Raw genomic sequence first — 25,469 nt, forward strand, 5'->3', positions numbered from 1 at the left:
CGCGCATCGAACCTCCCTTTGCACTTTATTGAGTGCCCGTGCCCGATCAGCCTTTGCGCTGGATCGGGCTTTTTTTGTCTGGAGCATTTGTTGCGTACAAGCATGTTCACGCCTTTCAAGTGCGCTATGTATCTATCTTTTTACAGGTCCATGCTCTGTTAGCTTTGCCCTTTAATTGTTTTGCCCGGGATCCTTATCGGATGGCAAAACATCACTGATTAAGGGCTGTGTGCCATGTCCATGCTTTCGTCCCGCCCAGAGGCGCAACTCCAAAGAGAAGCGCTGGCCATTGCCGGCCACCTATCCCGACAGCCCACTTTTCTTGCGGCCGCCAGAGATTCGTTTCGCACAACGTTGCACCGGCGCTTTGCGTTTGTGTCACAAGCATTTGACCTGGATGCAATGCATGTCACTGATTATCGGCTTGTGTGGAATCAGGATCAGACCGAGCAGGTTGCCAGTCCCGCCACTTCCCGGACTCTGGGTGAGGAACTGAGTCGATATCTGGCGAGCCGTGAGCTGCCGGTTTTTCAGGGGTTGGTCGGTATCTTCGACAAGGCGGGAGTCTATGGGGATCTGGGGGCGCGCATTGTTGGCGGCGACAATACCGGCAGTGAGCTCGTGGCCATGTTGCAGGATGCAGGTGTCCGGGCCTGCTTGAACTACCAGCAACAGGTAGCGGCTTTTTATAGCGGTACACCGCTGGACGGGCTCAAGTCGGCCATGGCTGTTGCCTCGCCCCATGAGCTGGCAGGTGTCGATCCGCAGCGACTTGTCTTCGGCGTCCTGGGGGTATCCGGCCATGAATGGGAGAGCCGCAGCATTGTCCAGCTGTTCGCGGCCTACAGGGAGAGCGGCGAGTTGGCTGCGCATCCGGACGGCATGAGCACGGACGGCCAAATGACTGCCTGGACATACCCTGCGGCCAGTGCGGGCCATTTTTATCGCAGTCACTCCGGTCTGGAGAAGCCTGGGGTTCTGCTTAAACTTCTGCAGGACGCCGATAATCGCTATGCCCGTGACCTGCCGATGAACGAGCCTCTCAAGGCCTGGCTGGCACACAGAATGGCCAGGCAAAGGGCTGCTGAAGCCAATCTGCGTATGCGCGACGGCACCTTGACGGCGGAAGGGGCGGCCATGATCAAGGGGATAACCGGCGGCGTGCGCGATGCGATGGATCTGCACAGCCCTGGCGTGTATGAGCTGTTTCTGCGGGTGCCTGGAATCGAGGCCCGGGTTGCCGGATGTCTGGTTCTTACCAGCAATCCGCGGGATCTGCCCATCTACAGTCCTGCGGGTGTCATCCTGTTGATTGCAGGTCAGGGACTGATCGAGTTTTCCTCGGGCAGTGAGTTCAGTGACTGCATGACGCTCTGGCTGGATCAACCACAAAACCATCCCTGGTTGCGAGCCGGGGTTGCGTTGGGCCACCGGGACGCTGTTTTTGCCCATCGTCCACGTGCGCTTGTGGACTATCCGGGTGTACCCGGCGGCGATGCCTTTGCCCACTGCCTGACAACATTGCTGAGCTGGCAGCAGGACAGTTGTACGCATCTGATCCGTTCTGGCTCGGTGGAGCCCCTTTATCTGGAGCAGGCAATTGATCTCAGGGCCAGGTTTCGTGTCGTGCATGTGCTGCAGGTGTGCGAGTCAGCCCGACAGGGAAAACACACCGCGCAAGCGTTCAGGAACACCGCCCTGAATGACGGGTTGGTGCAGGTATTCCCCCTGATCCAGCCGCTGGTTTCACCATTCGATATGGACAGTCTGAATCTCAAGGGTTACCGCGATGACAGCAAAGTCACAGATCTGTCAGTCGGGAGGATAAATCCAGAGCATTTGCAGCTTGTCAGTACCAGTCCGCTCGGCGATGTACTGCGTGAAATGGTTGCCAATCTCGAGGCATTCAACGTTTTTGCCCAAGCAGATCTTTTCTTTATCTGTGCAGGTGACAATTGCATCGAAATGGCAGCGCAGGAGTTTCGTGAAAGCATACAGGCTCTTGTTCGCCCATTGAGGTACATCGCTGTCGAGTACCAATTGCCTGTAGCACCCGAGGCGGTGCCAGATGAACCGATAAACACGTTCAAACAGCAGGCAGACGCTACCTTGGCGGACTTGCAGGCTATGTCCGAAATGCTCAAGCAGTCTGCTGTACCGTCTTCGCGCAGGCTGCGTCCAGCCATGCATTCAGAGCTGCAGTGCGCCATCAGTGAGGTAATTCGCCAGTTTCAGTTGTTCAAGGATGACTTGCGTGGCGAGGCTATACAGGTGCTGTACCAGCGCCTGCCGCTTGCCGAAACACTGCCGGTCAGACTGCGCGGGCATCTGGAGACCTACCTGCAGGGTGACGGGCAAACCTATCTTTTTGATTACGGTGAGTCTGTAACTCTGCCGGAAATGCTCGAGTACTACCGTGTCATTCCGGCTGGCCCAACTACGGCTCCTGCCAGGCTGCAGGCACTGAACGATCTTGAAGAGCAGTATGCAGTTCGGTGTATGGGTATGGAGCGGGGCACGCCCCTGATTGACTGCCTTCTCACTGCGGATCAGGAGCGAAAGCTGCTGAATGCCGTCAAGGGTTTTATATCGTCCCGGCAGCCTTCACAAGGTGTTAACGCTCTGCCGCCGCTGGAATTGCTGGCACATTACCTGCCTGATTTTGACCCTGCCCGGTTCGCTCACACCAGGCCTGCAGTCGCGCTGCAACAGCTGCTGACTTCAGAATGCGGTCAGTGTCTCGATCGCGAATTGCTCAAGGTCCTGGGGTGGCATGGCGCACGCGATGGTGAGACCAGCCCGGTGACGCTATGTACCCAACTGGTCTGGAAGACTCTTGTGCTTCGATACTCGCAGGCTGGTGAAGTGGCCGGTTACGATTTGCACTCGGATCGTCTATGGGGCAGGACCTATGCGTGGATCCGCAGCGATTTTGAGACCTTTTTGCTTACTTCGCGACAAGCTGCATCCTCGGCGTTTGCCGCGTTGCTGGCGCGGTTGTTGCGAACGGCCATGCCACCGGATTTCAGTGTCCGCGATATTCCTGGCGAACTGACTTACGGTTCGCCCAGTTGGGTCAACTTGCGCCATGGTGCCGAACTGGCGCATGCCATCGAGCCAGGCTCGACACTGCGCATGACATTTCAGGAAGTCATCCTGTTGCCTGGCAAGCAGGGGCAGGGGCTCGTTTTTTCCGCCAAAGCAAACGAGCAGGAACAGGTTCTGCTCCGCGAGAAGTCTTCAGCCATTCTTGCCTTGCGCCTGCCTCCACTGATGGCCTGGGCGGCCCTGCATGGCGTTGTACCTAAAATGCCCCTGGCTGCTTATTCCAGCGTGGAGATGCAGCGCGCAGTACAAGCGCTGGATGCGTATGAACACGCGATTTTCAAAGCAACCAATGACCTGTTCAAACCTGCCCCCAACAGGTTTGAAATTGCAAAAAAAGAGCTGGCACGGCGCGGCCTGAATCCCTATTTCAGCGAGTTCACGGCTGCCAGGGGCAGAATGCCGCTGTTTGAGCTTTACGCTGCCGGCAAGCATCTGGAGCTGGATTTTCCGCCCTACACATCAGCCACCATACCGAGTGCCGAGGAGGTTCGTGCAAGTGCCGAGCGCTTCTCACGGCTCAAGAAGTTGCCGGTGAATATCGAGCTGGAATTCAACCGGCAGTACAATGCCTATGAAGCGGCGCTGGTGGCAGCACAACAGGCGGTTGTCAGGTTTTTACTGGACAGCCTGCCCCCGCGGCAGCGTCAGGACATTGAATACAGCCATGTCAGGGTATTGCGAGTCAGAGCTGAAAGTACCGGCAGTGTCAGTGAGGACAGCCCCGAAATCACGGACTCACTGATGTTGCGTCAGGGGTTTATTCTCGAAGTGTGCAAAAAAGAAACCTGTGATCTCTACGAGATTTTCCCAAGGGCGCTGCACATACAAGAGAGTCCAAGGCTCAAGCCATTGCTGGTAGGAGGCGTAATCGCTCCAAAGAAAATCGGTATTCACACCTGGGTCCACACTTTTCGGCATGGCACGGTTTTGAATATTGACGAAAATGCCTATCGGACCGGGCACAAACCCATGCCCCATGAGACCTCCCGATCCAGGCTGATTATTGAGGAGCTTGGTAGCGTGCCAGCGGGAGACGAGACGAGCAGCCATCTGCCCGATACGTTCAACTCCTTGCGCAGCAAACAGATTGCCAGGCTGATTCCGCTCTATATCGACAAGGGGCAAGCTCGTGCGGCTGCCCGGGGAGTGACGGCTTTTGACCAGGCACATCCTGCCCTGTCATTGCTAAAGGTGATTACGCCATTTTGGGGGGGCATCGAGGATCTGCTTTCGGATGATCAGAAACGCAGAGCTTCGGGGGCATTCGGGATGCTCCTGGACCTGCTGTTTTTGGTCCCCGTCGTAAGATTTGCCGGGGGGGCAGTGCGGGTGATCAACCTGGCTGGAAAGATCGGCTTCAAGGCCGTGTTGCCCCGGATGGGCAAGCTCGCCAGAACCCTGCTGGTGTCTCTGGCTCAGGAGCTGAACCCCCTGGATGGCTTGCCCCGTTTGCTCAAGTGGAGCGGTGTCAAACTGCTTGAGGGTGGTGCTTGTCTGGCTGAGAAAGGTCTCGGGCACTTCAGGCAAGTGACCAGCCTTTCAAGCGTGGCGCGTTACGACATTAAACAGGGGCTGGTAACGATCGCGGATCCCGGGGCCTGGAAGCCTGTGGCTCAGGGCGATGAGCTGCGTACGGTCAGTGATGTTAAAAACGTGCAGGTTCGCAACACGGGCAGCGTCACGACCAGTGATTACCGCCTGATTGATCCTGTATCCAGTCTTCCCTATGGGCCGCGCTTGGCCTCAGGCGCCCGGTCAGTACATTTCGGCCAGCAAAAATTCTTTGTTTCTGCCAGCCCTGATCTTCCCGATGGTTATTACTTGCTGCGAGTCAGAAGTCCTGACAATCCCTCGCAACTGCTCAGCAGCGGGGTAATTGCCAAGCCTGAAGCGGGAGCTGCGGGGCAATGGAAAAGAAGAGGGATCAAGGGCGGGGGAGATGAAGTGCCAGAGACCGCCAGTTTGCATACCTGGAGACTGCAGGACGATAACGGGCTGGCCTCATTGGGGGGCATGACCACATTCCGGCGCAGCGACGTTTCATTGAAAGGGCGGCAGCCCGATACGACAACAGGTGTCCATACCTTCGACAATAGATCCTATATCGCGGTTGGAGATCCGCCCGAGGCTTATGAGGTGGTGCGGGTCAGAAACAGATTCTGGCAGTTGCATACGGATGGTGAACAGGCTGGCCCCTTTGTTGCGTATAGGCCAGCTCAGGGCCATACCTCAGGTGTCTGGGACCTGGCCCCGCAGATTACTCTGCAACCCAAGCCAAGATCGAAATGGGAGACCGCCCCCGAGATCCTGTTCACCCCGGAGCCGGACGGGCCGCAGCTTTACCGCAACCTGAACAAGCTGCCGGCGAGTACCCCCTGGCAGGTTGAGAGCGGCATCGACTTCAAGCGAATTGAGCAGGAAATCCGCACCCGGTTCAATGTTGAACTGGAGGGCGTTGAAGTCATTTCGACAACGGCCAGTGATTTGGCGTTCAGGATGGATATCCCCTACGACGCGGCCTCTGCGAAAGCCAGTCCTGTCGCCTGGACCTCCCCGCAAGGCAAGATCCATATCGCCACGGATCATCCGGATTATGTGGTAAACGGTCTGGTGGACTCCGACAAGGTGCGCTCCACGGTAGTGCATGAGTATGTCCATGCGGCCTCTCATCGCAGAGCCGGTTTGCAGGTCATTTCCGGGGAGGGGGTCAATTATGACGAAAGTGTGGTGGATTATTTCGCGGAAAAAATCTACTCGCAGATTTATCCCGGACGGCCCTACAAAAGCGGCTATTTCACCGCGGACGGAGCCCTGTGGCACGGGCAACTGGTGCCGTTTATGAGTCAAAGCGCAACCATGAACCTGGTTGAGATCCAGCAGGCACTCTTTCACGATCCGGCGTTGTTCAGGCCGCTGGGCCCGGACGCCTTGCAGGAATGGAAGCGGCTGACCGGTTTCTAGTGCTGTGCGCCCTGAGGTCTCAATTGCCCTGGAGCGGATGAGATTGGCAAGCCAGCATTTTACTTCCCCGGCAAACCCGCTAAGGTCGCCCATTCTTTCGAATTCGCCACGGCGTAAACGAACAGGCAACTACGGTTTTTGAGCGAGAGATTCATGGGCTATCTGTTAATTGTTACCCTGATTCAGGCGTTTTCATTCAGCCTGATTGGCGAGTATCTGGCGGGGCACGTCGACAGTTACTTTGCGGTACTGGTGCGTGTGGTACTGGCGGGGCTGGTATTTATTCCGCTCACACGCTGGCGTCAGGTCGAACCCGGTTTCATGCGCGGCATGCTGTTGATCGGGGCGCTGCAGTTCGGTGTCACCTACGTCTGTCTGTACTTGAGTTTTCGAGTGCTTACGGTTCCGGAGGTGTTGTTGTTCACCATCCTGACCCCCCTGCACGTGACCCTAATCGAGGATGCAATCAACCGCCGTTTCAACCCGTGGGCGCTTGTTGCGGCACTGGTCGCCGTTATGGGGGCTGCGGTCATTCGTTTTGACACCATCAGCCCCGAATTTTTCAAGGGCTTCCTGCTCCTGCAACTGGGCAACTTCACTTATGCCGCCGGTCAGGTGATGTACCGGCATCTGGTCGCACGCTACCCGAGCGATTTGCCGCATTACCGGCGCTTCGGTTACTTCTATCTGGGTGCGCTGGCTGTGGTACTGCCTGCTTTTGTGTTGTTCGGCAAAGCCGATTTCTGGCCTGAAGCCCCCTTGCAGTGGGGAGTGCTGGTGTTTCTGGGGCTGGTCTCCACTGCACTTGGCCTGTATTGGTGGAACAAGGGCGCGTGCATGGTCAGTGGCGCGACCCTGGCGGTCATGAACAACGTGCATGTGCCGGTGGGTCTGTTTTTCAGCCTGTTGATCTGGAATCAACACGAGCCTCTGGGGCGGTTGTTCCTGGGCGGGCTGGTGATATTGATTGCCGTCTGGATAAGCCGGCTAGACCGCAGGGCTGTGACGGTCTAAGGTCAATCTCAGTCCATCTATCGCCTTAAGGGAGAGTCGGAATGACAGTCAGGGTGTTGATCTTGCCGGGCCTGTTCAATTCAGGAACAGAGCATTGGCAATCTCACTGGGAGCAGCGCTACAGCGGTTTGCATCGGGTCAAGCAGGACAATTGGGAAACCCCCGCCTGTGTTGACTGGGTGCAGAACCTGCATAAAAAAATCACCAAGAGCGAGCGCCCCGTAGTGCTGGTGGGTCACAGCCTGGCGTGTACGCTGATAGCCCGCTGGGCCCAGCAGCACCCCAAGGAGGCAAGGCGGGTGCGCGGGGCGTTGCTGGTGGCGCCCAGTGATACCGAGGCCGACAGCTACCCGGCCGGGACCTCAGGCTTTAGCCCCATGCCGCTCAATACCCTGCCTTTTGATGCGATCACCGTAGCCAGTACCAACGACCCCTATGTCACCCGCGAGCGGGTCGAGGCCTTCAGCCAGGCCTGGGGGAGTGAACTGGTATGGTTGGAGAATGCCGGGCATATCAATGGCGAAGGTGGCTTTGGCACCTGGCCGCAGGGCATCGAGTTACTGTTCAAACTGACCGGTGACCCGCAGTTCAAGCAGGCTTGAGCAGGTAGATACTCTGTGGCAAGTCAAGCCCAATCAAAAGCCCCCTCACCCTAGCCCTCTCCCGAAGGGAGAGGGCACTGACCGCATGCGGCCTCAAAAACTTCACTGATCAGCACCCTCTCCTTTCGGGAGAGGGTTGGGGTGAGGGGCTTTCAGCTATCACTTTTGCCTCAGCGGCTATACATCACTCTTCGATCGGTATTCTGGTCAACAGCCCCTTGCGCAGGTCATTGCCGCTTGGTTGCTGGTACACGCTTAAACCGAACTCGGGCAGTACTGACAGCAGATAGTCGAAGATATCGCCCTGAATGCGTTCGTATTCGTCCCACACAGTGGTTCGGGTAAAGCAGTACACCTCCAGGGGTACGCCTTGAGGCGTGGTTTGCAGTTGGCGCACCATGCAGGTCATGTTCGGCTGGATATCGGCATGGCTTTTCAGATAGGCAAGGGCATAGGCGCGGAAAGTGCCGATATTGGTCATGCGTCGACGGTTGGCTGACATGGCTGCCACGTTGCCCTGGGCTTCATTCCAGCTTTTGAGTTCGGCTTTCTTGCGATGCAGGTAGTCGCTCAGCAAGCGCACTCCCTCCAGACGTTGCTCCTGCTCATCGGTCAGGAACGCAACATCGCTTGCGTCAATAAACAGGCTGCGCTTGATCCGCCGGCCGCCGGACTGCTGCATGCCGCGCCAGTTCTTGAACGACTCGGACATCAGGCGCCAGGTGGGTATCGAGACAATGGTCTTGTCGAAATTCTGCACCTTGACGGTATGCAGGGTGATATCGATCACATCACCATCGGCCCCGACCTGAGGCATTTCGATCCAGTCACCAACCCGCAGCAAGTCGTTGCTGGTCAACTGTACGCTGGCCACGAACGACAGCAGGGTGTCCTTGTAGACCAGCAGGATAACCGCAGACATTGCCCCCAGCCCGGAAAGCAGCAGCATTGGCGAGCGGTCGATCAGGGTCGCGACAATGATGATGGCCGAGAACACATACAGCAACATTTTGGTCAGCTGAATGTAGCCCTTGATCGGGCGCGTCTTGGCGTAGTTGGTGCGCGAATAGATGTCGAGCAAGGCGTCCAGCAGTGAACTGATAACCCGCGTCAGTACGAAGATGGTGATGGCCAGCGCCAGGTTGCCAAGGAAGTGGCGACCGTTGTCGCTCATGTCCGGCACCAGATTGCGCCCGAACTGCACTATCAGCGAGGGAGTCAGTTGCGCCAGGCGATGGAACACCTTGTGTTCGCGTAAATCATTGATCCAGTGCAGGGCCGGTTGGCGGCCGAGCATTTTGGTCACACGCAGGATAATAATGCGTGCGATATGACCGGCCAGCAGGGCGACGCCCACGAGAACGATCAGGCCCAGTATGGCCGAAACCCAGGGATGTTGATCCAGATTGGCCCACAGGTCCTGGATTTGGCTCCAGAGTGCTTGAGTATCCATAAGCTAAAACGATATCCGGTAATAAATGGCCATGGGATTAGAGCACTTCAGGGCGATTTGTGGGCCTTGATTGGACTAAAGACCCTAAAAAACCATTTGTTTCACGCCGTTCGTGCAAAGTAACTCGGCCTTGGCGCTCGAAACCGTTACTCTATGCCGCTGATTTTTTGTATTTCTTCGAGGTAGCACCCGTGTTTTCCGATTTCGCCCTGCACGAACGCCTGCTTAAAGCTGTGGCCGAGCTTAAATTTGTCGAGCCTACGCCTGTGCAAGCAGCGGCCATCCCGCTCGCGCTCGAAGGGCGTGACCTGCGGGTTACAGCTCAAACCGGGAGTGGCAAAACTGCCGCTTTCGTACTGCCGATTCTGAATCGTCTGATTGGTCCTGCCAAAATCCGCGTCAGTATCAAAGCGTTGATTTTGCTGCCGACCCGCGAGCTGGCACAGCAAACGCTAAAAGAAGTTGAGCGTTTTTCGCAGTTCACGTTCATCAAGTCCGGTCTGATCACCGGCGGTGAGGACTTCAAGGTTCAGGCGGCCATGCTGCGCAAGGTGCCGGATATCCTGATCGGCACCCCTGGCCGTTTGCTCGAGCAACTGAATGCCGGCAACCTTGACTTGAAAGAAGTTGAAGTTCTGGTACTCGACGAAGCCGACCGCATGCTCGACATGGGTTTCTCCGAAGACGTGCAACGTCTGGTCGATGAGTGCCCGAACCGTCAGCAAACCATGCTGTTCTCGGCCACCACCGGTGGTTCGGGCCTGCGTGAGATGATCGGCAAGGTACTGAACAACCCTGAGCACTTGCAGCTCAACCAGGTCAGCCAGTTGAACGCCACCACGCGTCAGCAGATCATCACGGCAGACCACAACCAGCACAAAGAGCAAATTGTTAACTGGCTGCTGGCTAACGAGACTTATCAAAAAGCCATCGTTTTCACCAACACCCGTGCCATGGCTGACCGCATCTACGGTCGCCTGGTGGCTCAGGAGTACAAGGCGTTCGTCTTGCACGGTGAAAAAGACCAGAAAGACCGCAAGCTGGCCATCGATCGCCTGAAGCAGGGTGGCGTCAAGATTCTGGTGGCTACCGACGTGGCGGCCCGTGGTCTGGACGTTGAAGGCCTGGATCTGGTGATCAACTTCGATATGCCTCGCAGCGGCGACGAGTACGTTCACCGTATTGGTCGTACTGGCCGTGCGGGCAATGATGGCCTGGCGATCTCGCTGATCTGCCATGGTGACTGGAACCTGATGTCCAGCATTGAGCGCTACCTGAAGCAAAGCTTCGAGCGCCGTACCATCAAGGAAGTCAAAGGCGTCTACGGCGGCCCGAAAAACGTCAAGGCTTCGGGTAAGGCTGTTGGTGTGAAGAAGAAAAAGACCGACGCCAAGGGCGTCAAGAAGAAGTCGGGCGCCAAGGCACCGACCAAGCGCAAGATCGCCAACCGCCCGAAGACCGACGCTCTTTCGTTGGTCAGCAAGGACGGCATGGCGCCGCTCAAGCGCCGCAAGCCAGAAGCACCAGCGGCTGAGTAAATCGCCGGCATGGCTCACAAAAAACCCGGCCTGCGCCGGGTTTTTTGTTGCCTGAAACGCCGCAGATTTTGTGAGCGCCGCAATGTCTGCAGGAGCTGGCTTGCCTGCGATGGTGTTATCGTGGGGTGACTGGGAAACCGCGCCGTCTGCATCGCGAGCAAGCCCGCTGCGACAAAACCCGGGCGTTTCAGTAGAACGTCCGCTCGGCCTTAAATGTCAGTAAGCCATCACACTGGGTGTTCTGCCCGGAGTAGGCAGAGCAGTCGCTGCCGTCCAGGCTGGAATCGCTGTAGATCACGTTGAGGTCAATGCCCATCCAGGGGCGCGAGAGTTTGATCGACCAGTCATTGAATGCGCGTACGCTGCCACCGTCGGCAATGGACACCGGTGTGCCCAGTTGGTGGGTGGTGTATTTCATGCTTACGCCGATGCCAAAGGGCTGGTTGACCCCCAGGTCGGCAAACAATGTGCTGTCGCGGCGCCCCGGATCATTGCTGAAGGCGGCGCCAAAGCGCGTGCCCAGCACGGTGAGGCCTGCAAAGATCTGCTGGCTGTCGAGTGAGTCGACTTTGGGGTAGCTGTAATGGATCACCCCCAGCTCATAGCTCAGGGTCTGGTCAAAGGGGCGCTTGTAACCCAGATACGAATCCACTTCCAGGTTGCTGCCAGGCTTGATGCCCATGGTTGGCGCCCATTGCCCGACATACCAGCCGCTGTCGTGGGTCAGGTCCAGGCCGCCATGAAAGGTCGAGCCGGGGCTGGTGGGCTTGACCAGGCCCTGGGCCATGCTGCGGCTGGGCTGGGTGGCCAGCTTCAGGTCGAAGTCGCCCAGCTCGCGGGAAAACACCTGTGCGTCTGCAATGGTGCTGGTCAGCAGCGTGCTGGCCAGCAACACCGTCCGTGTCAGCATGATCGGCTCCCTATTTGGGCTCAAAGGCTTGATTCAGAGCCTTCGGAGCATACGCAGGAATATCGGCAACAAAGTGCCGTTCGTCGATTTATCGATGCGAATCGGGGGCGGGGCAGGGGAACAAAGGGGATAAATCGAGAGTCCTAGCGCCTTGAAGGGCAAAGCGCATAAGGACCAGATGAAGCGAGGGGGTATTACTTCTTGCCGAGCGTGATTTGCTTGGACGGGCCGAAAGTTTGGCCGCTGACGCCTTTGCTGATTTGCTGAATCTCGCCGCCGGATTTCAGGAATGCTTCGATTTGAGCATTGATGGAATCACTGGTTTCAACAGCGGGAGCTGGCTTTGCTTTGCTGGCGGATGCTTTTACACGCATGGCGGCTATTGACCTGTAGAAAATAACTTGGCCAGCGATAGTACCTGAAATACTTGACAATTGCTTGTTAAATATCTTCGTAAAATAATATCGGTGCAGTATGAGTCAGCATGAACGACTGCATAATTGTCGGCTAACTCGCTGTTTTAATTCATAACGTGGGAGGTTTTGTATACGTGTCCGGCCGTGCGCAGATGGCCTTTGAGCATCCGCCAGGCTGACGAGTGGCGTCCAAGGCGCGTTGGAAAAACCTGATAAATCAAACCTTTCGCAGATTTTTTGGATGGCGGGCTGCGGCACTCCAATTTGCCCCCCTAAACTCGGGTAGAATGCCGCCTACGTAATGAGGGTATTGGACATGGCTTTAATCGGTCGCTACAACAGTTTGCAAGTGGTTAAACATACAAACTTCGGTTTGTATCTGGATGGTGGGGCTGACGGCGAAATCCTGTTGCCCAATCGTTATATTCCAAAAGATATTCCCAGCGAAGATGAAGACTGGCTCAACGTCTTTGTTTATTTGGACAGCGCTGACAAGTTAATTGCCACCACTGAAAAACCAAAAGTTCAAGTCGGTGAATTTGCCAGCTTGAAAGTGGTTGAAGTTAACAGCATCGGCGTATTCCTCGATTGGGGTTTACCAAAAGATTTGCTGTTGCCGTATTCCGAAGAAAAGCGCCAGATGACCGCCGGCGAATATGTCGTGGTGCACGTCTACCTCGACAAGCACACGCGTCGTATCACCGCGACTGCCCGTCTGGACCGCTACCTGGACAAAACCCCGGCCAATTATCAGGTCGGCCAGGAAGTTGATCTGTTGGTGGCTGAGGCCACGGACATGGGCTTTAAAGCCGTGATCAACAACAAGCACTGGGGTTTGATCCACAAGAATGAAATCTTCAAGTTCATGCGTGCGGGCAAGCAGGAAAAGGGCTACATCAAGGAAGTCCGTGCGGACGGCAAGATCAGCCTGAGTCTGCAACCGGTTGGCCAGGAAGCAGCCAGCAGCCTGAATTCGAAGATCCTCAGCAAGTTGCGCGACAACAACGGTGTGCTCGCCGTGAGCGACAAAAGTGCCCCTGAAGTCATCAGTACTCATTTTGGCGTCAGCAAGGGCAACTTCAAGAAAGCCATTGGTGCGCTCTACAAGGAAGGCAAGATTGCGATCCACCCGGACCGTATCGAACTGATCTGATCCAACACGAGGGGCTGGCGACATGAGCAAGGCAGTGTGGGCGTATATTGGTGCGTTACTGGCTTTTCTGGTGCTTGACGGCCTGTGGCTGGGCCTGCTTATGAGCTCTACCTATAAAGAGCTGTTGGGTTCGTTGATGCTGGCTCAACCCAAGTGGGGCCCGGCCATCGTGTTTTACCTGCTGTATGTGCTGGGCGTGGTGTTCTTTGTGGTGTTGCCGGCCCTTGCCCGGGCCAGTGCGCGCAGGGCTGCTCTGGCAGGTGCGTTTTTCGGGCTGGTGGCTTATGGCACCTATGACATGACGAACTGGGCCACGCTGCAAGGCTGGTCGCCCCAGTTGGCATTGATGGACATGGCCTGGGGCGGGTTACTGACCTGTCTTGCAGCCCTGTCGGGTTATTGGGCGGCACGCAAGCTGGCGTCCTGATTGTTTTCGACCTTTTTAGGTGTGGCTTTTTTCGGGTGAACTATGAGTGTTTCGCGGCGAGCAACGGATGCTTTCGCACTGCAAGTGATGCTGGGATTGTGCCTGATCTGGGGTGTGCAACAGGTCATCATCAAGCTGGCGGCACCCGATATCGCACCCGTGATGCAGGCCGCCATGCGCTCCGGTATTTCAGCACTGCTGGTTGGGCTGCTGATCTGCTGGAAGGGTGGCTGGAGCCAGGTGCCTGCCACCTGGCGTGGCGGTTTACTGGCAGGCAGCTTGTTCGGCCTGGAGTTCTTCTTTATTTCCGAAGGCCTGCAACTGACCAGTGCCGCGCATATGTCGGTATTTCTCTATACCGCGCCCATTTTCACCGCACTCGGGATTAACTGGCTGTTGCCCAGCGAGCGCTTGCGGCCTTTGCAATGGCTGGGGATATTGCTTGCGTTTGCCGGGATTGCCTTCTCATTCGCGGGCGGTATGTCGTTTGCTGACATGGACCGCAACGTGCTGCTGGGCGATGCCTACGCCATTCTGGCGGGCATGGCCTGGGGCGCGACCACGGTGGTGGTGCGCGGCTCGCGGTTGTCGGAGGCACCTGTGACCCTGACCCTGTTCTATCAGTTGATTGTCGGTTTTTTCGGCCTGCTGGTGATTGCCGCTTTCAGCGGCCAGATCAGCCACGTCAGCCTGACCACCGTGGCGGTGGCCAGTGTGCTGTTTCAAGGGCTGGTCGTGTCGTTCTTCAGTTATCTGGTGTGGTTCTGGTTACTCAAGCGTTATATGGCTTCCAACTTGGCGGTGTTCTCCTTCATGACCCCGCTGTTCGGAGTGACATTCGGTGTGCTGGTGCTGCATGAGCCTCTGAGCGTCAACTTTGTGGTGGGCGCAGTGCTGGTGCTGTGCGGTATTACGTTTGTCAGCGCCGAGCAGTGGGTGCGTCGCAAAGTGCGTGCTCTGCTGGGGGGCTGACCGACTGCCAGGCCAGAGTGCCCGCTAGCAGCAGCCCGCTGGCCGCGATGATCAGTGCCGGTTGCAAGCCGCCGCTGAAATGGCTGCTCAGTGCAGCCAGCAATGGCCCGCACAGTTGGCCCACGGCGAAACAGGCGGTCAGCATGGCCGCATTGCGCGCTGTGGCATTGGGCGCCAGATCCCGTGAGCACTGCATCACCAGCGGCATGCAGGCCAGAAACGGCGTGCCGCAGAGGATTACACCAAGTGCCAGCCCCGCGCTGCTCGGAAGCAGGCACGCCAGCACACCAAGGGCTTGAATCCATAACCCGCCCATCAGCCAGAAGCGCGTGGTAGCAGGGCGCGGCCGACGAAAGCTGATCAGTGTCACGCCAATGGCAGCACATAGCCCGAATGCTGGCCAGAACAGATCGGCTTGCCACTGGCCATGAAACCGGGCATTGGCCATCTGGGATAAAAATGTCGCCGGGATGATATAGCCCAGGCCATAGAGCCCATAAATTGCTCCCAGACGGGCGATCCCGGGTTGCCGGTTATCGGGCTGCATCGTTTGAGGCCGGGCGGCAAGTGCAGCGGGTTGCGGTAGCGCGGGCAAAATCACCAGCAACATCAGCAGTGCCGCCAGGGCATAAATCATCCAGAGCGTGGCCGAGTCTTGCCCGGTTAAATTGGCGGCCAGGGCCAGCAGTCCGGTCAGCATCACCCCGAGACCGGGCCCGGCAAAAACCAGAGCGCCCAGACGCGGTCGGTTGGCGGTGATGGCGATGTGCTGACTCAGTGCGGTGATCATCACCATCACCCAGGCACTGGCGATCCCGGAGCCGAATCGTAATAACAGATGCGCCCAAAACCCCTGGGCCCAGTACGACGCCAGCGTCAGCCCAACGCACAGCCACAGGCCTGTATGCAATCGGTTACGCACCTGGTCGGGGCGCCTGGCGCGCATGGCATCCAGGGCGCCGAGCAGGTAACCCAGGTAGTTGGCGGCGGCAATCAGCCCTGCGCCGGTCAGGTCGATCTGGCCTTCGCTGATCAGGTGCGGCAGTTGCGGCGTCAGGGAAAAACGGCCAATGCCCATGGCCATCATGAGTGCAACAAGGCTGGCGAGCAGGCGAATCAGGGGCGACATGCTGGGATTTCCCGATAGTGAACAATGACCGTCAGGCTAGTGGTATTTGACTTTCTCTAAAAATGAATAATAGTGATCTACTTATTCTGTTTTGGAGAATCGTGTGGAGTTCAGCCAATTACGTATTTTTCAGGCCGTGGCTGAAGAAGGGTCGATCACCCGTGCGGCTGAGCGTCTGCACCGAGTGTCTTCCAACCTGTCGACCCGGCTCAAGCAACTGGAAGAGCAGATGGGTGTCGAACTGTTTATGCGTGAGCGTCAGCGCTTGCAGTTATCTCCGGCAGGGCAGGTGCTGCTGGACTACACCGCACGTTTGTTTGCCCTGCACGATGAAGCGCTGAGCGCCGTGCAGGGTGGCGTGCCTTCGGGCAAGTTCACCCTGGGCACCATGTACAGCACTGCGGCAATCCATTTGCCGAACCTGCTGGCGCACTACCATCGCACCTACCCGGCGGTGAATCTGCATGTGCAATCGGCACCCAGCGGCGAGTTGCTCGAAGGGCTGCTGGGCGGGCGCCTGGATGCTGCCCTGGTGGATGGCCCGCTGGAATTGGCAGGCCTGGACGGGGTGGAGTTTTGTGACGAGCGCCTGGTACTGATCAGTGATCTGGATCATCCGCAGATCACCCACGCCAAGGATGTGCAGGGGCGTGAAGTGTTTACTTTTCGCCAGGGCTGTTCTTATCGGGCCCGGCTTGAAGCCTGGTACGCCAGTGATCGCGCAGCCATGGGCCGGGTAATGGAGATTGAATCCTATCAAGGCATGCTGGCGTGCGTGGCGGCGGGGTCGGGGGTCGCATTGATGCCGGCTTCGATGCTGGCCAGCTTGCCGGGGCGTGAAAATGTCCGTGTACACCCTTTGAAACAACCTTTTGCATGCGCCACGACCTGGCTGATGTGGCGAAAAGGCATGACGGGGGCAAACCTGAATGCCTGGATACAGCTGCAACAGGCCCGTTCGCTGCCAGTTCATGATTAATCGCTGCAACTTCAAGTGCTGGCCTGAATCCGATGTATGGGGCGACTTAGCCTAAAGTTCATTGACCTTAAGCAAGCATCTTGTAGTACTTAGGACTATTATCTGTACGAAGCGACCACTGAATTCCCGTCGCTCGAGTGACCCCAAGGGGGATATATGAAAGACAAACTGCAAACCTGGCTCCATGACCTGGGCGTGGCCCTCGGCCTGATCGAGCCGCCAATGCAACCTGTGCCTATCCCTGTCGAGGATCCGCGTCGTCGTCCGCAACGTCGCCGCTAAAGTTGCGTTTGCGTCGCGTGCCGTTCACGGCTCCCGGTGATTGCCGGCGAGAGGGGTGAAGGGCTGCAGGCAACACAAGGGCAGTGTGAACTGCCCCCATCCATCAGGGCTTGTCAGCCCATGGTAAAACGCACGCTGTAGTTTAGCGGCGCCTGGTCTGTTTTCTCCGTTATTCGCGCTTCACATTTCGCATCATCCATACCCGTCGAGGTTGCACTGGCAGATCGTGTAGAGCTCAGTGTGGGTTTGAATACGCCAAATGACTGGGTAACCCGCAGTGCTGTGTTAAAGGTGCATTCCCGATTGCCATTGGCGTATGAAAAGACTTCGCGAAGTATCGCAGGGGTTTTGCGCGGGTAGCCGAAGCTGGTTTTATAGCTGACTGCAATCGAATGCTCGCTTAACGGATCGACATCAAAGTAGCCAGGTTCGACCAGCGACAGGTTCCAGTTTGAACGATTGAGTTTGAGCGGCCCGGAGGTGTTGTTGATGATCTCGAATGTCAGTGTGGTGACATCGGCTTGAGCATTCATGCCGGTGAGTATCGTGGTGGTGGCCACCACGGCAATAGCCAGGTACGTCTTGAAGTGGGTCATGGTGTTAAGTCCATTTAATCAATCACAGGTAGTTTGAAGTTGAGCGGCTACATCCCCTGTAGCCGCTTTTCAAGCGTAGTTGGACTGACTAATGGGCTGGCAGCGACAAGGCGCTGCGTGGGCGGGGTATTGGTGTTTGCGGTTGTATGAAATGAGATCGGCAGAAAAACGGGTACGAACAGGAGCGTCGGACCCGCTCAAGAAGACCTTCTCAGGCGACGCTGGCCACCGCCACAGGGCGCCGATCTATCAGGCTGACCAGCACAAAGCTTGCCAGTGCCACGGCCAGGCTGTAGTAGATCGGGGTGTTGGCGTCCAGGCCGTCCTTGATCATGAAGATCAATGCGGTGATAAAACCCAGGCTCATGCTGGAGATGGCGCCCGCTGTAGTGGCGCGTTTCCAGAAAATCGCGCCGATCAATGGCACCAGCATGCCGCCCACCAGCAGGTTGTAGGCCAGGGTCAGGGCGCTGATCACATCAGACACCACCAGCGCGATACCCAGTACGGCAATGCCCGTCAGCAGGGTAAACAGGCGGTTGATCCGCAGGCTCGACTGCTTGCCGCCGCGCAGCCTTGGCAACAGGTCTTCGGTCAGTACGGTGGAGGCTGCCAGCAAACCGGCGCTGGCGGTGGACATCATGGCCGCCAGTGCTGCTGCAATCACCAACCCGCGAATACCGTCTGGCAGCGACACTTTGACGATGGCGGCAAAGGCGTTGTTGACGTTATCCAGGTCGGGAATCAGCACGTGTGCGGCCATACCGATCAGTGCACAGGTCAGGCCATAGAGGATGCAGTAGAACCCGGCGAATGTGCCAGCATACTTGGCCACTTTGGCAGTTTTGGCGGTGAACACCCGTTGCCAGATGTCCTGGCCGATCAGGATGCCGAAAAAATAAATCATGAAGTAGGTGATGATCGTGTCCCAGCCGATGCTGGTGAAGCTGAAGTTCGAGGCTGGCAACTTGCTCACCAGTTCGTCCCAGCCGCCGACGCGGTACAGGCAGATGGGCAGCAGTACGAACATCAGGCCGACCGTCTTGATCACGAACTGGACGATGTCGGTCAGGGTCAGCGACCACATGCCGCCCACGGTGGAGTAGATCACCACCACGCCACCACCGATCAATACCGAGATCCAGAAAGGCAGGCCGAACAGCACTTCCAGAACGGTGCCGATGGCCAGGATTGAGGTCACGCCGATCATCAGTGCGTAGGCCAGCATGATCACCGCACTGGCCTGGCGGGCCATCGGGTTGTAGCGTTTTTCCAGCACCTGGGTGACGGTAAAAATTTTCAGTTTGAGCAGCGGCTTGGCCAAAAACAGGTTCAGCGCGATGATCCCGCAACCCAGAGCGGCACATAGCCAGAAGCCGGAAATCCCGTGAACATAGCCCAGGCGCACGGTGCCGACGGTAGAGGCACCGCCCAAAACGGTGGCGGCCATCGTGCCCATATACAGCGTGGGTCCCAGATTTCGTCCGGCAACCAGATAGTCTTCGTGGGTTTTGGCCTTGCGCATGCCGTAGTAACCGAGCACCAGCATTGCCGCTGCGTAGATAAGGACGACCAGTAGATCTAGAGCCATGATGGCGAATCTCCGATTATTTTTTTTATGGATGCAGCTAAAGCACGGTGGCTTGGTGCCATAAGCGCAAGGCTTGCTGGCACCGCAGAGATGTCCTTATCGATGTACTACCCCGGGCAGCACGCAGAGCATTTCGTAGAGCAGGTTGGCGCCCAGTAATGAAGTGTTGCCGGTGGTGTCGTACGGCGGCGAGACTTCTACCAGATCGCAGCCGACCAGGTCGAGGCCCTGGCAACCGCGGATCACCTCCATTGCCTGGATGGTGGTCAGGCCGCCGATTTCCGGGGTGCCGGTGCCCGGCGCCCAGGCCGGGTCGATGCCGTCGATATCAAAGCTCAGGTACACCGGGCCGTTACCGACTTTCTCGCGCACTTCGGCCATCAATGGCGTCAGGGATTTATGCCAGCACTCTTCGGCCTGCACCACGCGGAACCCTTGTTTGCGGCTCCAGTTGAAGTCCTCAGCGGTATAGCCCTGGGCACGCAGGCCGATCTGCACCACGCGGTCACAGTCCAGCAGACCTTCTTCCACGGCGCGGCGGAAGGTGGTGCCGTGGGCGATTTTCTCGCCAAACATGTGATCGTTTACATCGGCATGGGCATCGATATGCACCAGGCCAACCTTGCCGTGCTTTTTATGGATGGCCCGCAGGATGGGCAGGGTGATGGTGTGATCACCGCCCAGGGTCATGGGGATGACATCGTGTTCAAGGATTTCGTCGTAGGCCTCTTCGATGATGCGCACGGCGTCCAGCAGGTTGAAGGTGTTGATCGCCACATCGCCGATATCGGCAACCGACAATGAATCAAAGGGGGCGGCGCCGGTGGCCATGTTGTACGGGCGGATCATTACCGATTCGGCGCGGATTTCGCGGGGGCCGAAGCGGGTGCCGGCGCGCAGCGAAGTGCCGATATCCAGGGGCACACCGACAAAAGCGGCATCAAGGCCGGCGGCCGATTGCAGGTGGGGCAGGCGCATCATGGTGGCGATGCCGGCGAAGCGCGGCATTTCATTACCGCCCAGTGGTTGATGAAGAATTTTGTCCACGGGTAAGGCCTCGTCGTTTTGTAGGAGTTATGGCGCTCGATTCTGCGAAAGGTACGAGGCGGGAAGAATCGCTGCGAACAAATACTTAGTTCAGGTTTTTCTAAACTGATAGCGGTAGACTTTGATCATTCATCATTGCCTGTGGGGGCGGGCTTGCTCGCGAATGCATCACCACAGAGCAGGCTGAAACCCGGGCGCCTGTATCGCGGGCAAGCCCGCTCCCACGGTGGAAAGTGAGTTACTGATGGCCAACGCTTTACCCGATCTGAAACTATTGCGAATTTTTGCCAGCGTGGTCAGGCACCAGGGGTTCGCCAATGCCCAGCAGGCGCTCAACCTCTCGACGTCTGCCATCAGCACTTATATGAGCCAGCTTGAAACCAATCTGGGGCTGGTGCTGTGCCATCGCGGTCGTGGCGGGTTCAGCCTGACCAGCAAGGGCGAGTTGTTCCATCAGGAAACCCTGCGCCTGCTGGGCGAACTGGAAGGTTTCGAGCAATACGCGGCAGCGCTCAAGGGTGAGTTGCGCGGTACCCTGAACCTGGGTGTGATCGACTCGACGGTCAACGACAAGGCCTTGCCCTTTGCCGAGGCCATTGGTGCCTACAGCCAGGAGCATCCAGCGGTGCACCTGCATTTATCGGTGATGAGCCCGTATGAATTGCAGCTCGGGGTTCAGGACAATCGCCTGGACCTGGCCATCGGAGCGTTTTCCACGCGCATGAGCGGGCTGGTCTACCAGCCGTTGTACCGCGAGCAGCACTGGCTGTACTGCAGCACGCGACACCCTCTGTTCAGTGAGCGGCGTATCCCCGGGCCGGTGATTACCCAGCAGCGGATGGTCGGGCGCGGCTACTGGAGCCAGGCTGAACTGGCGCGCCACGGCTTCAAGCACAGCGCGGCGACGGTGGACAGCATGGAGGCACAGCTGATTCTGGTGCTCTCGGGCGCCTACATCGGTTACCTGCCCGAACACTATGCCGAGCCCTGGGTGGAGAAGGGTGACCTGCGCGTGCTGCTCCCCGCGACCTTTGGCTATCAGGCACCGTTCTCGATGATCGTGCGCCGTGGTCGCAGCCGCGAACCCTTGATCCAGACGTTTCGCGACCTGCTCAAAGCCCAGCTTCATAAACCTTGAACGAGCCCGTTTACTCTATGTCCCGAGCCCAATGCCCGCGCTGTATGCGCCCGCAGTCCCACTGCCTGTGCGAACTTATTCCACAACTGGCAAGCCGTACCCGCGTGTTGCTGTTGCAGCACCCCAGTGAGGTCAATCACGCACTGAACACCGCCCGACTGGCAGCCTTGGGGCTGACCAACGCACAATTGGTGGTTGGCGAGGTGTTCGAAGATTTGGCAACCTTGCTCAACCCGCCGGGGTATCGGGCGCGGTTATTGTTCCCCGGTGACGATGCGCAACTGATCGTGGCCGATGTTGTCGGCGAGCAAGACCTGCCGTTGCTGTTGGTGGTACCCGATGGCACCTGGCGCAAGGCGCGCAAGTTGCTGCACCTTAATCCGCTGCTGGCGCAATTGCCGCGGGTGACGTTGCCCGAGGGCGCTGTGTCACGTTACCGGTTGCGCAAGGCGCCGGGGCCGGGTGCCCTGTCTACTTTGGAAGCGATTGTGCAGGCGCTGGAAATTCTGGAGCCGGCCACCTCGTTCACGCCGTTGCTGCGCCCGTTCGAGGCGCTGATTGAAGGCCAGATCGAAGCGATGGGCGCCGATACCTATCTGAAAAATCACGGGCACAAGTCGTAATCTGTGGGCGCGGGCTTGCTCGCGATGCAGGTTGCGGGGTATGTCAGGGAAACCGAGTTGGGGCGATCGCGAGCAAGCCCGCTCCCACAGGGTTTCAGGGTTTTTCGAGGGTTTTTTGTCGCAGGATGTAGATGCTCACCAGCACGGCACTGGTCAGCATAAAGCCCCGGGCCCATGGCAAGGGTACCAGGTAGCAGGACAGGCCAATGCTCAGCCACATCAGGCCAATGGCGTAGACCTTGCCCTTGAGCGGGATGCCATTACCGTCCAGGTAGTCGCGGATCCATGGCCCGAGCCGTGGGTGCTCGACCAGCCATTGATAAAAACGCGGCGAACTGCGCGCAAAGCATGCGGCAGCCAATAGCAGAAAGGGGGTTGTAGGCAGTACCGGCAGAAATATGCCGATCACCCCCAGGGCTACGCTCAGCCAGCCAATGGCAAACAAAGCGTAGCGCAGCAACCGCGGGCGGTTGCCGAGTGGGGGCTGAACCACTAAAGGATCAGTGGTGGCGCGGTTTGAGGATCGCCGGCTTTTCGTCTGGCGCCTGGCACAGCAGGTACAGGGCCGTCAGCGCTTCCGGAATCTGAACGATCATGTCGTCCATCAGGTTGGCATCTTTGGCGATGTCTTCGAATTCTGGCTGATCATCGAACAGGCCCGAGCCCACCATGATTGGCAGCAGCATTTCGCTGACTTCTTCTTCGGCGGTTTCGAACCAGGCGGCTTCGCGCATGAATACGCCTTCCATAAAGCCTACACACCAGCCGCGCAGGTCGGAATCATCCGGCTCGTCGCCCAGATCCAGGTCGCATGGCAATTCGAACTCTTCATCGGATGCCAACTGGCGAGCGATATGTGCCTTGAGCTGGATCAGCGTGCCTTCGATTTCGGCGCGCTGGGCGTCGTCCTTGTAGTGCGGGGCTTCGGAGAAGATCGCGTCGATCCATTCGCGCTCTGGCACTTCCTCGGAACAGATGGATAGGGCAGTCAGATAGCCGTGGGTGGCCACGTAGTCCAGCGCCTCGTCATGCAGCTCGTCGGCGTCGAGGAAGGCTTGCAGGCGGGTTAGTTGCTCAGCGAAGGACATTAAGTGTTACCTAGTAAATAAACGATAGTGAATTCTAGGCTTTCTTGAGCTTCCAAGCCAGTCGCAGGGCACATTTGCCATCAGTTCCCGGTTATCGGTGTTGCAATTACACCCCCCGCAGCGGGGGAGTGCTCGGGTATACTGCCGCGTTTTGTGATGCCCTGCGTTAAATGTCGCGTACCGGTGGCCTGGGTCCGAGCCTTTTAGAGGCTTGCGGGCGTAGCGGATCGTGCTGGCGCAGGGGTGTTTCGGCGATTTCTGGAGTTTCTATGCTCGAACAGGCTCAACGCGTACTCAAAGACATCTTCGGCTACGACAGTTTCCGTGGCCGCCAGGGTGACATTATTGAGCGCGTGGCCAATGGTGGCGACGCCCTGGTGCTGATGCCCACCGGCGGCGGCAAGTCCCTGTGCTTCCAGGTGCCGGCCTTGCTGCGCGATGGCCTGGCCGTGGTGGTATCGCCGCTGATTGCCTTGATGGACGACCAGGTCGCGACCCTTGAAGAACTCGGGGTGGCCGCGGCGTCCTTGAATTCGACCCTGAGTGCCGAGCAGCAGCGCGAGCTGGCCAACCGTATCAAGCGCGGCGAAGTCAAGATGCTCTATCTTGCGCCGGAGCGTCTGGTGCAGCCGCGCATGATGGCGTTTTTGCAGAGCCTGGACATCGCCTTGTTTGCCATCGACGAAGCTCACTGCGTATCGCAATGGGGCCACGACTTCCGCCCTGAATACCTGCAGCTGGGCCAACTGGCTGAAGTGTTTCCCAATGTGCCGCGAATTGCCCTGACGGCCACGGCCGACAAGCGCACCCGCGAAGAGATCGTCACTCGCCTGCATTTGCAGAATGCCGAACGCTTTTTGTCGAGCTTCGACCGTCCCAATATTTTCTATCGCATCGTGCCCAAAGAGCAGCCGCGCAAGCAGTTGCTGGCGTTCTTGTCGGAGCGTCGCAGCGATGCGGGCATCGTCTACTGCCTGTCCCGTAAAAAAGTCGATGAAGTCGCGCAGTTCCTCTGCGATCAGGGGTTCCCGGCCTTGCCGTATCACGCCGGCTTGCCCAGCGACACCCGGGCTGCCAACCAGAAGCGCTTCCTCAACGAGGAAGGGCTGATCATGGTAGCCACCATTGCGTTCGGTATGGGCATCGACAAGTCCAACGTGCGTTTCGTTGCGCATCTGGACTTGCCCAAGTCGCTAGAGGCGTATTACCAGGAAACCGGCCGCGCAGGCCGTGATGGTCTGCCGGCGGATGCCTGGATGGCCTACGGCCTGCAAGACGTGGTGATGCTCAAGCAGATGCTGCAAAACTCCGAAGGCGACGAGCGACACAAGCGTCTGGAGCACCACAAACTCGACGCCATGCTGTCGCTGTGTGAAGAAACCCGCTGCCGCCGTCAGACCCTGCTCGCTTACTTTGATGAAGAAATGCCACAACCTTGCGGGCATTGCGACAACTGCGTGGACGGCGTGCAGACCTGGGATGCCACCGAACCGGCACGCCAGGCGCTGTCAGCGATTTATCGCACGGGCCAACGTTATGGCACCGGGCATCTGATCGACGTGTTACTGGGCCGCGAGAACGAAAAAGTCCGCAGCTTTGGCCATCAACATCTGTCTGTTTTTGGTGTGGGCAAAGCCCGCGCCGAAGGCGAGTGGCGCACGCTGTTCCGCCAATTGGTGGCCCGTGGTCTGGCTGACATCGATATTGAAGGCTACGGCGGCCTGCGCCTGAGCGACAGCTGCCGGCCGTTGCTGCGTGGCGAAGTGACCCTGGAGCTGCGTCGCGAGCTCAAGCCGCAAACCTCGGTCAAGAGCAGCTCTGCCAGCCCGGCCAGCCAGCTGGTGCGTGGCGAAGAGCGCGAACAGTGGGAAGCCCTGCGTGCCCTGCGGCGCAAACTGGCCGAGGAGCACGGCGTACCGCCCTATGTCATCTTCCCCGACTCCACGCTGCTCGAAATGCTGCGCAGCCAGCCCACCTCGATGTCCGAGATGGCCAGGGTCAGCGGTGTCGGTGCACGCAAGCTGGAGCGTTATGGCGAGGCATTCCTCGAAGTGCTGGGCGGGCAGGGCGAAACACCGAAGGTGGTGGCCGATATCCGCCACGAACTGATCAGCCTGGCCCGCGCCGGCATGACTCCGCTGCAGATCAGCGGGCAATTGCAGTGCTCGGAAAAGAACGTTTACACCATGCTGGCCGAAGCCATAGGTCGTCAGGAGCTGTCGCTGGAGCAGGCACTGGACTTGCCTGAAGAGCTGATGGAGGAAGTGCAGGATGCATTCCTCGATGGTGAAGGCGAGCTGCCGAGCGTGGCCAGCATCGCCGAGCAGTTCAAGGGGCGGGTACCTGAGGGCGTGCTGTATTGCGTGCGTGCAGCCCTGCAATCGGAGTTTGAAATCTAGCTATTACGGGGATTATGTAACGATTGATTGACTTATAGGCCTT

At 58.0% G+C, this 25,469-nt stretch carries 21 protein-coding genes; 12 read left to right on the forward strand and 9 right to left on the reverse strand.

Annotated features, from left to right (window positions below):
* The first annotated feature begins 234 nt into the window (after positions 1 to 234).
* The 3 genes from PPTH39_RS20070 to PPTH39_RS20080 all read left to right on the forward strand — a co-directional run bounded on the left by PPTH39_RS20070 (position 235) and on the right by PPTH39_RS20080 (position 7,685).
* Positions 235 to 6,069, forward strand: a complete 5,835-nt coding sequence (locus tag PPTH39_RS20070) for a hypothetical protein (RefSeq protein WP_130872350.1) — start codon at positions 235 to 237, stop codon at positions 6,067 to 6,069.
* A 153-nt stretch (positions 6,070 to 6,222) separates the two neighbouring features.
* Positions 6,223 to 7,083 carry a carboxylate/amino acid/amine transporter gene (locus PPTH39_RS20075; RefSeq protein ID WP_095002668.1) on the forward strand — a complete coding sequence of 287 codons (861 nt, stop codon included), beginning with the start codon at positions 6,223 to 6,225 and terminating at the stop codon, positions 7,081 to 7,083.
* A gap of 41 nt (positions 7,084 to 7,124) precedes the next feature.
* Positions 7,125 to 7,685 (forward strand): RBBP9/YdeN family alpha/beta hydrolase, encoded by a 561-nt coding sequence (locus tag PPTH39_RS20080; protein ID WP_130872351.1) that lies wholly within the window; start codon positions 7,125 to 7,127, stop codon positions 7,683 to 7,685.
* A gap of 184 nt (positions 7,686 to 7,869) precedes the next feature.
* Here the strand turns inward: PPTH39_RS20080 and PPTH39_RS20085 are convergent, their stop codons facing one another.
* A complete protein-coding gene (locus PPTH39_RS20085) occupies positions 7,870 to 9,138 on the reverse strand; it encodes a mechanosensitive ion channel family protein (RefSeq protein WP_095002666.1) in 1,269 nt (422 codons plus the stop codon).
* Between the two features lie 191 nt (positions 9,139 to 9,329).
* Here PPTH39_RS20085 and PPTH39_RS20090 point away from each other — a divergent pair, with 191 nt between their 5' ends.
* The gene (locus PPTH39_RS20090) at positions 9,330 to 10,676 is read left to right on the forward strand and encodes a DEAD/DEAH box helicase (RefSeq protein ID WP_095002665.1); all 1,347 of its coding nucleotides are present in this window, start codon (positions 9,330 to 9,332) and stop codon (positions 10,674 to 10,676) included.
* Between the two features lie 187 nt (positions 10,677 to 10,863).
* Here PPTH39_RS20090 and PPTH39_RS20095 read toward each other — a convergent pair whose 3' ends face one another.
* Positions 10,864 to 11,586, reverse strand: a complete 723-nt coding sequence (locus tag PPTH39_RS20095) for a TorF family putative porin (protein ID WP_130872352.1) — start codon at positions 11,584 to 11,586, stop codon at positions 10,864 to 10,866.
* A gap of 194 nt (positions 11,587 to 11,780) precedes the next feature.
* Entirely contained in the window at positions 11,781 to 11,960 is a 180-nt protein-coding gene (locus tag PPTH39_RS20100; protein ID WP_016781632.1) for a hypothetical protein, read from the reverse strand.
* Between the two features lie 358 nt (positions 11,961 to 12,318).
* On the opposite strand from PPTH39_RS20100, the gene PPTH39_RS20105 reads away from it, so the two are divergent.
* From PPTH39_RS20105 to PPTH39_RS20115, 3 genes are read left to right on the forward strand one after another with little or no spacing between them, the layout of a single operon-like run.
* Positions 12,319 to 13,155: a CvfB family protein gene (locus tag PPTH39_RS20105; protein WP_095002663.1), complete on the forward strand. Its 837-nt coding sequence runs from the start codon at positions 12,319 to 12,321 to the stop codon at positions 13,153 to 13,155.
* Positions 13,156 to 13,177: 22 nt separating this feature from the next.
* Positions 13,178 to 13,582: a DUF2177 family protein gene (locus PPTH39_RS20110; protein WP_095002662.1), complete on the forward strand. Its 405-nt coding sequence runs from the start codon at positions 13,178 to 13,180 to the stop codon at positions 13,580 to 13,582.
* A gap of 42 nt (positions 13,583 to 13,624) precedes the next feature.
* Positions 13,625 to 14,554 (forward strand): DMT family transporter, encoded by a 930-nt coding sequence (locus PPTH39_RS20115; RefSeq protein WP_095002661.1) that lies wholly within the window; start codon positions 13,625 to 13,627, stop codon positions 14,552 to 14,554.
* Here the strand turns inward: PPTH39_RS20115 and PPTH39_RS20120 are convergent.
* A complete protein-coding gene (locus tag PPTH39_RS20120; RefSeq protein WP_130872353.1) occupies positions 14,502 to 15,683 on the reverse strand; it encodes an MFS transporter in 1,182 nt (393 codons plus the stop codon). The two genes, PPTH39_RS20115 and PPTH39_RS20120, sit on opposite strands and share 53 nt — an antisense overlap.
* Before the next feature lie 103 nt (positions 15,684 to 15,786).
* Between PPTH39_RS20120 and ptrR the strand changes: the two genes are divergently transcribed.
* Both ptrR and PPTH39_RS23800 read left to right on the forward strand, forming a co-directional pair.
* Entirely contained in the window at positions 15,787 to 16,662 is an 876-nt protein-coding gene (gene ptrR / locus PPTH39_RS20125; protein ID WP_130872354.1) for a putrescine utilization regulator PtrR, read from the forward strand.
* 156 nt (positions 16,663 to 16,818) lie between these two features.
* Positions 16,819 to 16,944, forward strand: coding sequence for a PA1414 family protein (locus PPTH39_RS23800; RefSeq protein ID WP_254924894.1), 126 nt, complete (start codon positions 16,819 to 16,821; stop codon positions 16,942 to 16,944).
* Between the two features lie 113 nt (positions 16,945 to 17,057).
* Here PPTH39_RS23800 and PPTH39_RS20130 read toward each other — a convergent pair whose 3' ends face one another.
* The 3 genes from PPTH39_RS20130 to speB form a co-directional block, all read right to left on the reverse strand.
* Positions 17,058 to 17,540: a hypothetical protein gene (locus PPTH39_RS20130; protein ID WP_130872355.1), complete on the reverse strand. Its 483-nt coding sequence runs from the start codon at positions 17,538 to 17,540 to the stop codon at positions 17,058 to 17,060.
* 211 nt (positions 17,541 to 17,751) lie between these two features.
* Positions 17,752 to 19,131, reverse strand: coding sequence for a sodium:solute symporter family protein (locus PPTH39_RS20135; protein ID WP_095002657.1), 1,380 nt, complete (start codon positions 19,129 to 19,131; stop codon positions 17,752 to 17,754).
* 96 nt (positions 19,132 to 19,227) lie between these two features.
* Positions 19,228 to 20,178, reverse strand: coding sequence for an agmatinase (gene speB / locus PPTH39_RS20140; protein WP_095002656.1), 951 nt, complete (start codon positions 20,176 to 20,178; stop codon positions 19,228 to 19,230).
* 244 nt (positions 20,179 to 20,422) lie between these two features.
* On the opposite strand from speB, the gene PPTH39_RS20145 reads away from it, so the two are divergent.
* Positions 20,423 to 21,316 carry a LysR family transcriptional regulator gene (locus PPTH39_RS20145; RefSeq protein ID WP_095002655.1) on the forward strand — a complete coding sequence of 298 codons (894 nt, stop codon included), beginning with the start codon at positions 20,423 to 20,425 and terminating at the stop codon, positions 21,314 to 21,316.
* Between the two features lie 17 nt (positions 21,317 to 21,333).
* Positions 21,334 to 21,939, forward strand: a complete 606-nt coding sequence (locus PPTH39_RS20150) for a tRNA-uridine aminocarboxypropyltransferase (RefSeq protein ID WP_095002654.1) — start codon at positions 21,334 to 21,336, stop codon at positions 21,937 to 21,939.
* A 94-nt stretch (positions 21,940 to 22,033) separates the two neighbouring features.
* Here the strand turns inward: PPTH39_RS20150 and PPTH39_RS20155 are convergent, their stop codons facing one another.
* Together PPTH39_RS20155 and PPTH39_RS20160 are read right to left on the reverse strand one after the other, a co-directional pair.
* Positions 22,034 to 22,432 (reverse strand): YbaN family protein, encoded by a 399-nt coding sequence (locus tag PPTH39_RS20155; RefSeq protein WP_169916488.1) that lies wholly within the window; start codon positions 22,430 to 22,432, stop codon positions 22,034 to 22,036.
* A gap of 7 nt (positions 22,433 to 22,439) precedes the next feature.
* Positions 22,440 to 23,027 carry a UPF0149 family protein gene (locus PPTH39_RS20160; protein WP_095002653.1) on the reverse strand — a complete coding sequence of 196 codons (588 nt, stop codon included), beginning with the start codon at positions 23,025 to 23,027 and terminating at the stop codon, positions 22,440 to 22,442.
* Between the two features lie 269 nt (positions 23,028 to 23,296).
* Here PPTH39_RS20160 and recQ point away from each other — a divergent pair, with 269 nt between their 5' ends.
* Entirely contained in the window at positions 23,297 to 25,426 is a 2,130-nt protein-coding gene (recQ, locus tag PPTH39_RS20165; RefSeq protein WP_095002652.1) for a DNA helicase RecQ, read from the forward strand.
* The last annotated feature ends 43 nt before the right edge of the window (positions 25,427 to 25,469 follow it).

The sequence above is a fragment of the Pseudomonas bubulae genome (genome assembly GCF_900618535.1).
GTDB lineage: Bacteria > Pseudomonadota > Gammaproteobacteria > Pseudomonadales > Pseudomonadaceae > Aquipseudomonas > Aquipseudomonas bubulae.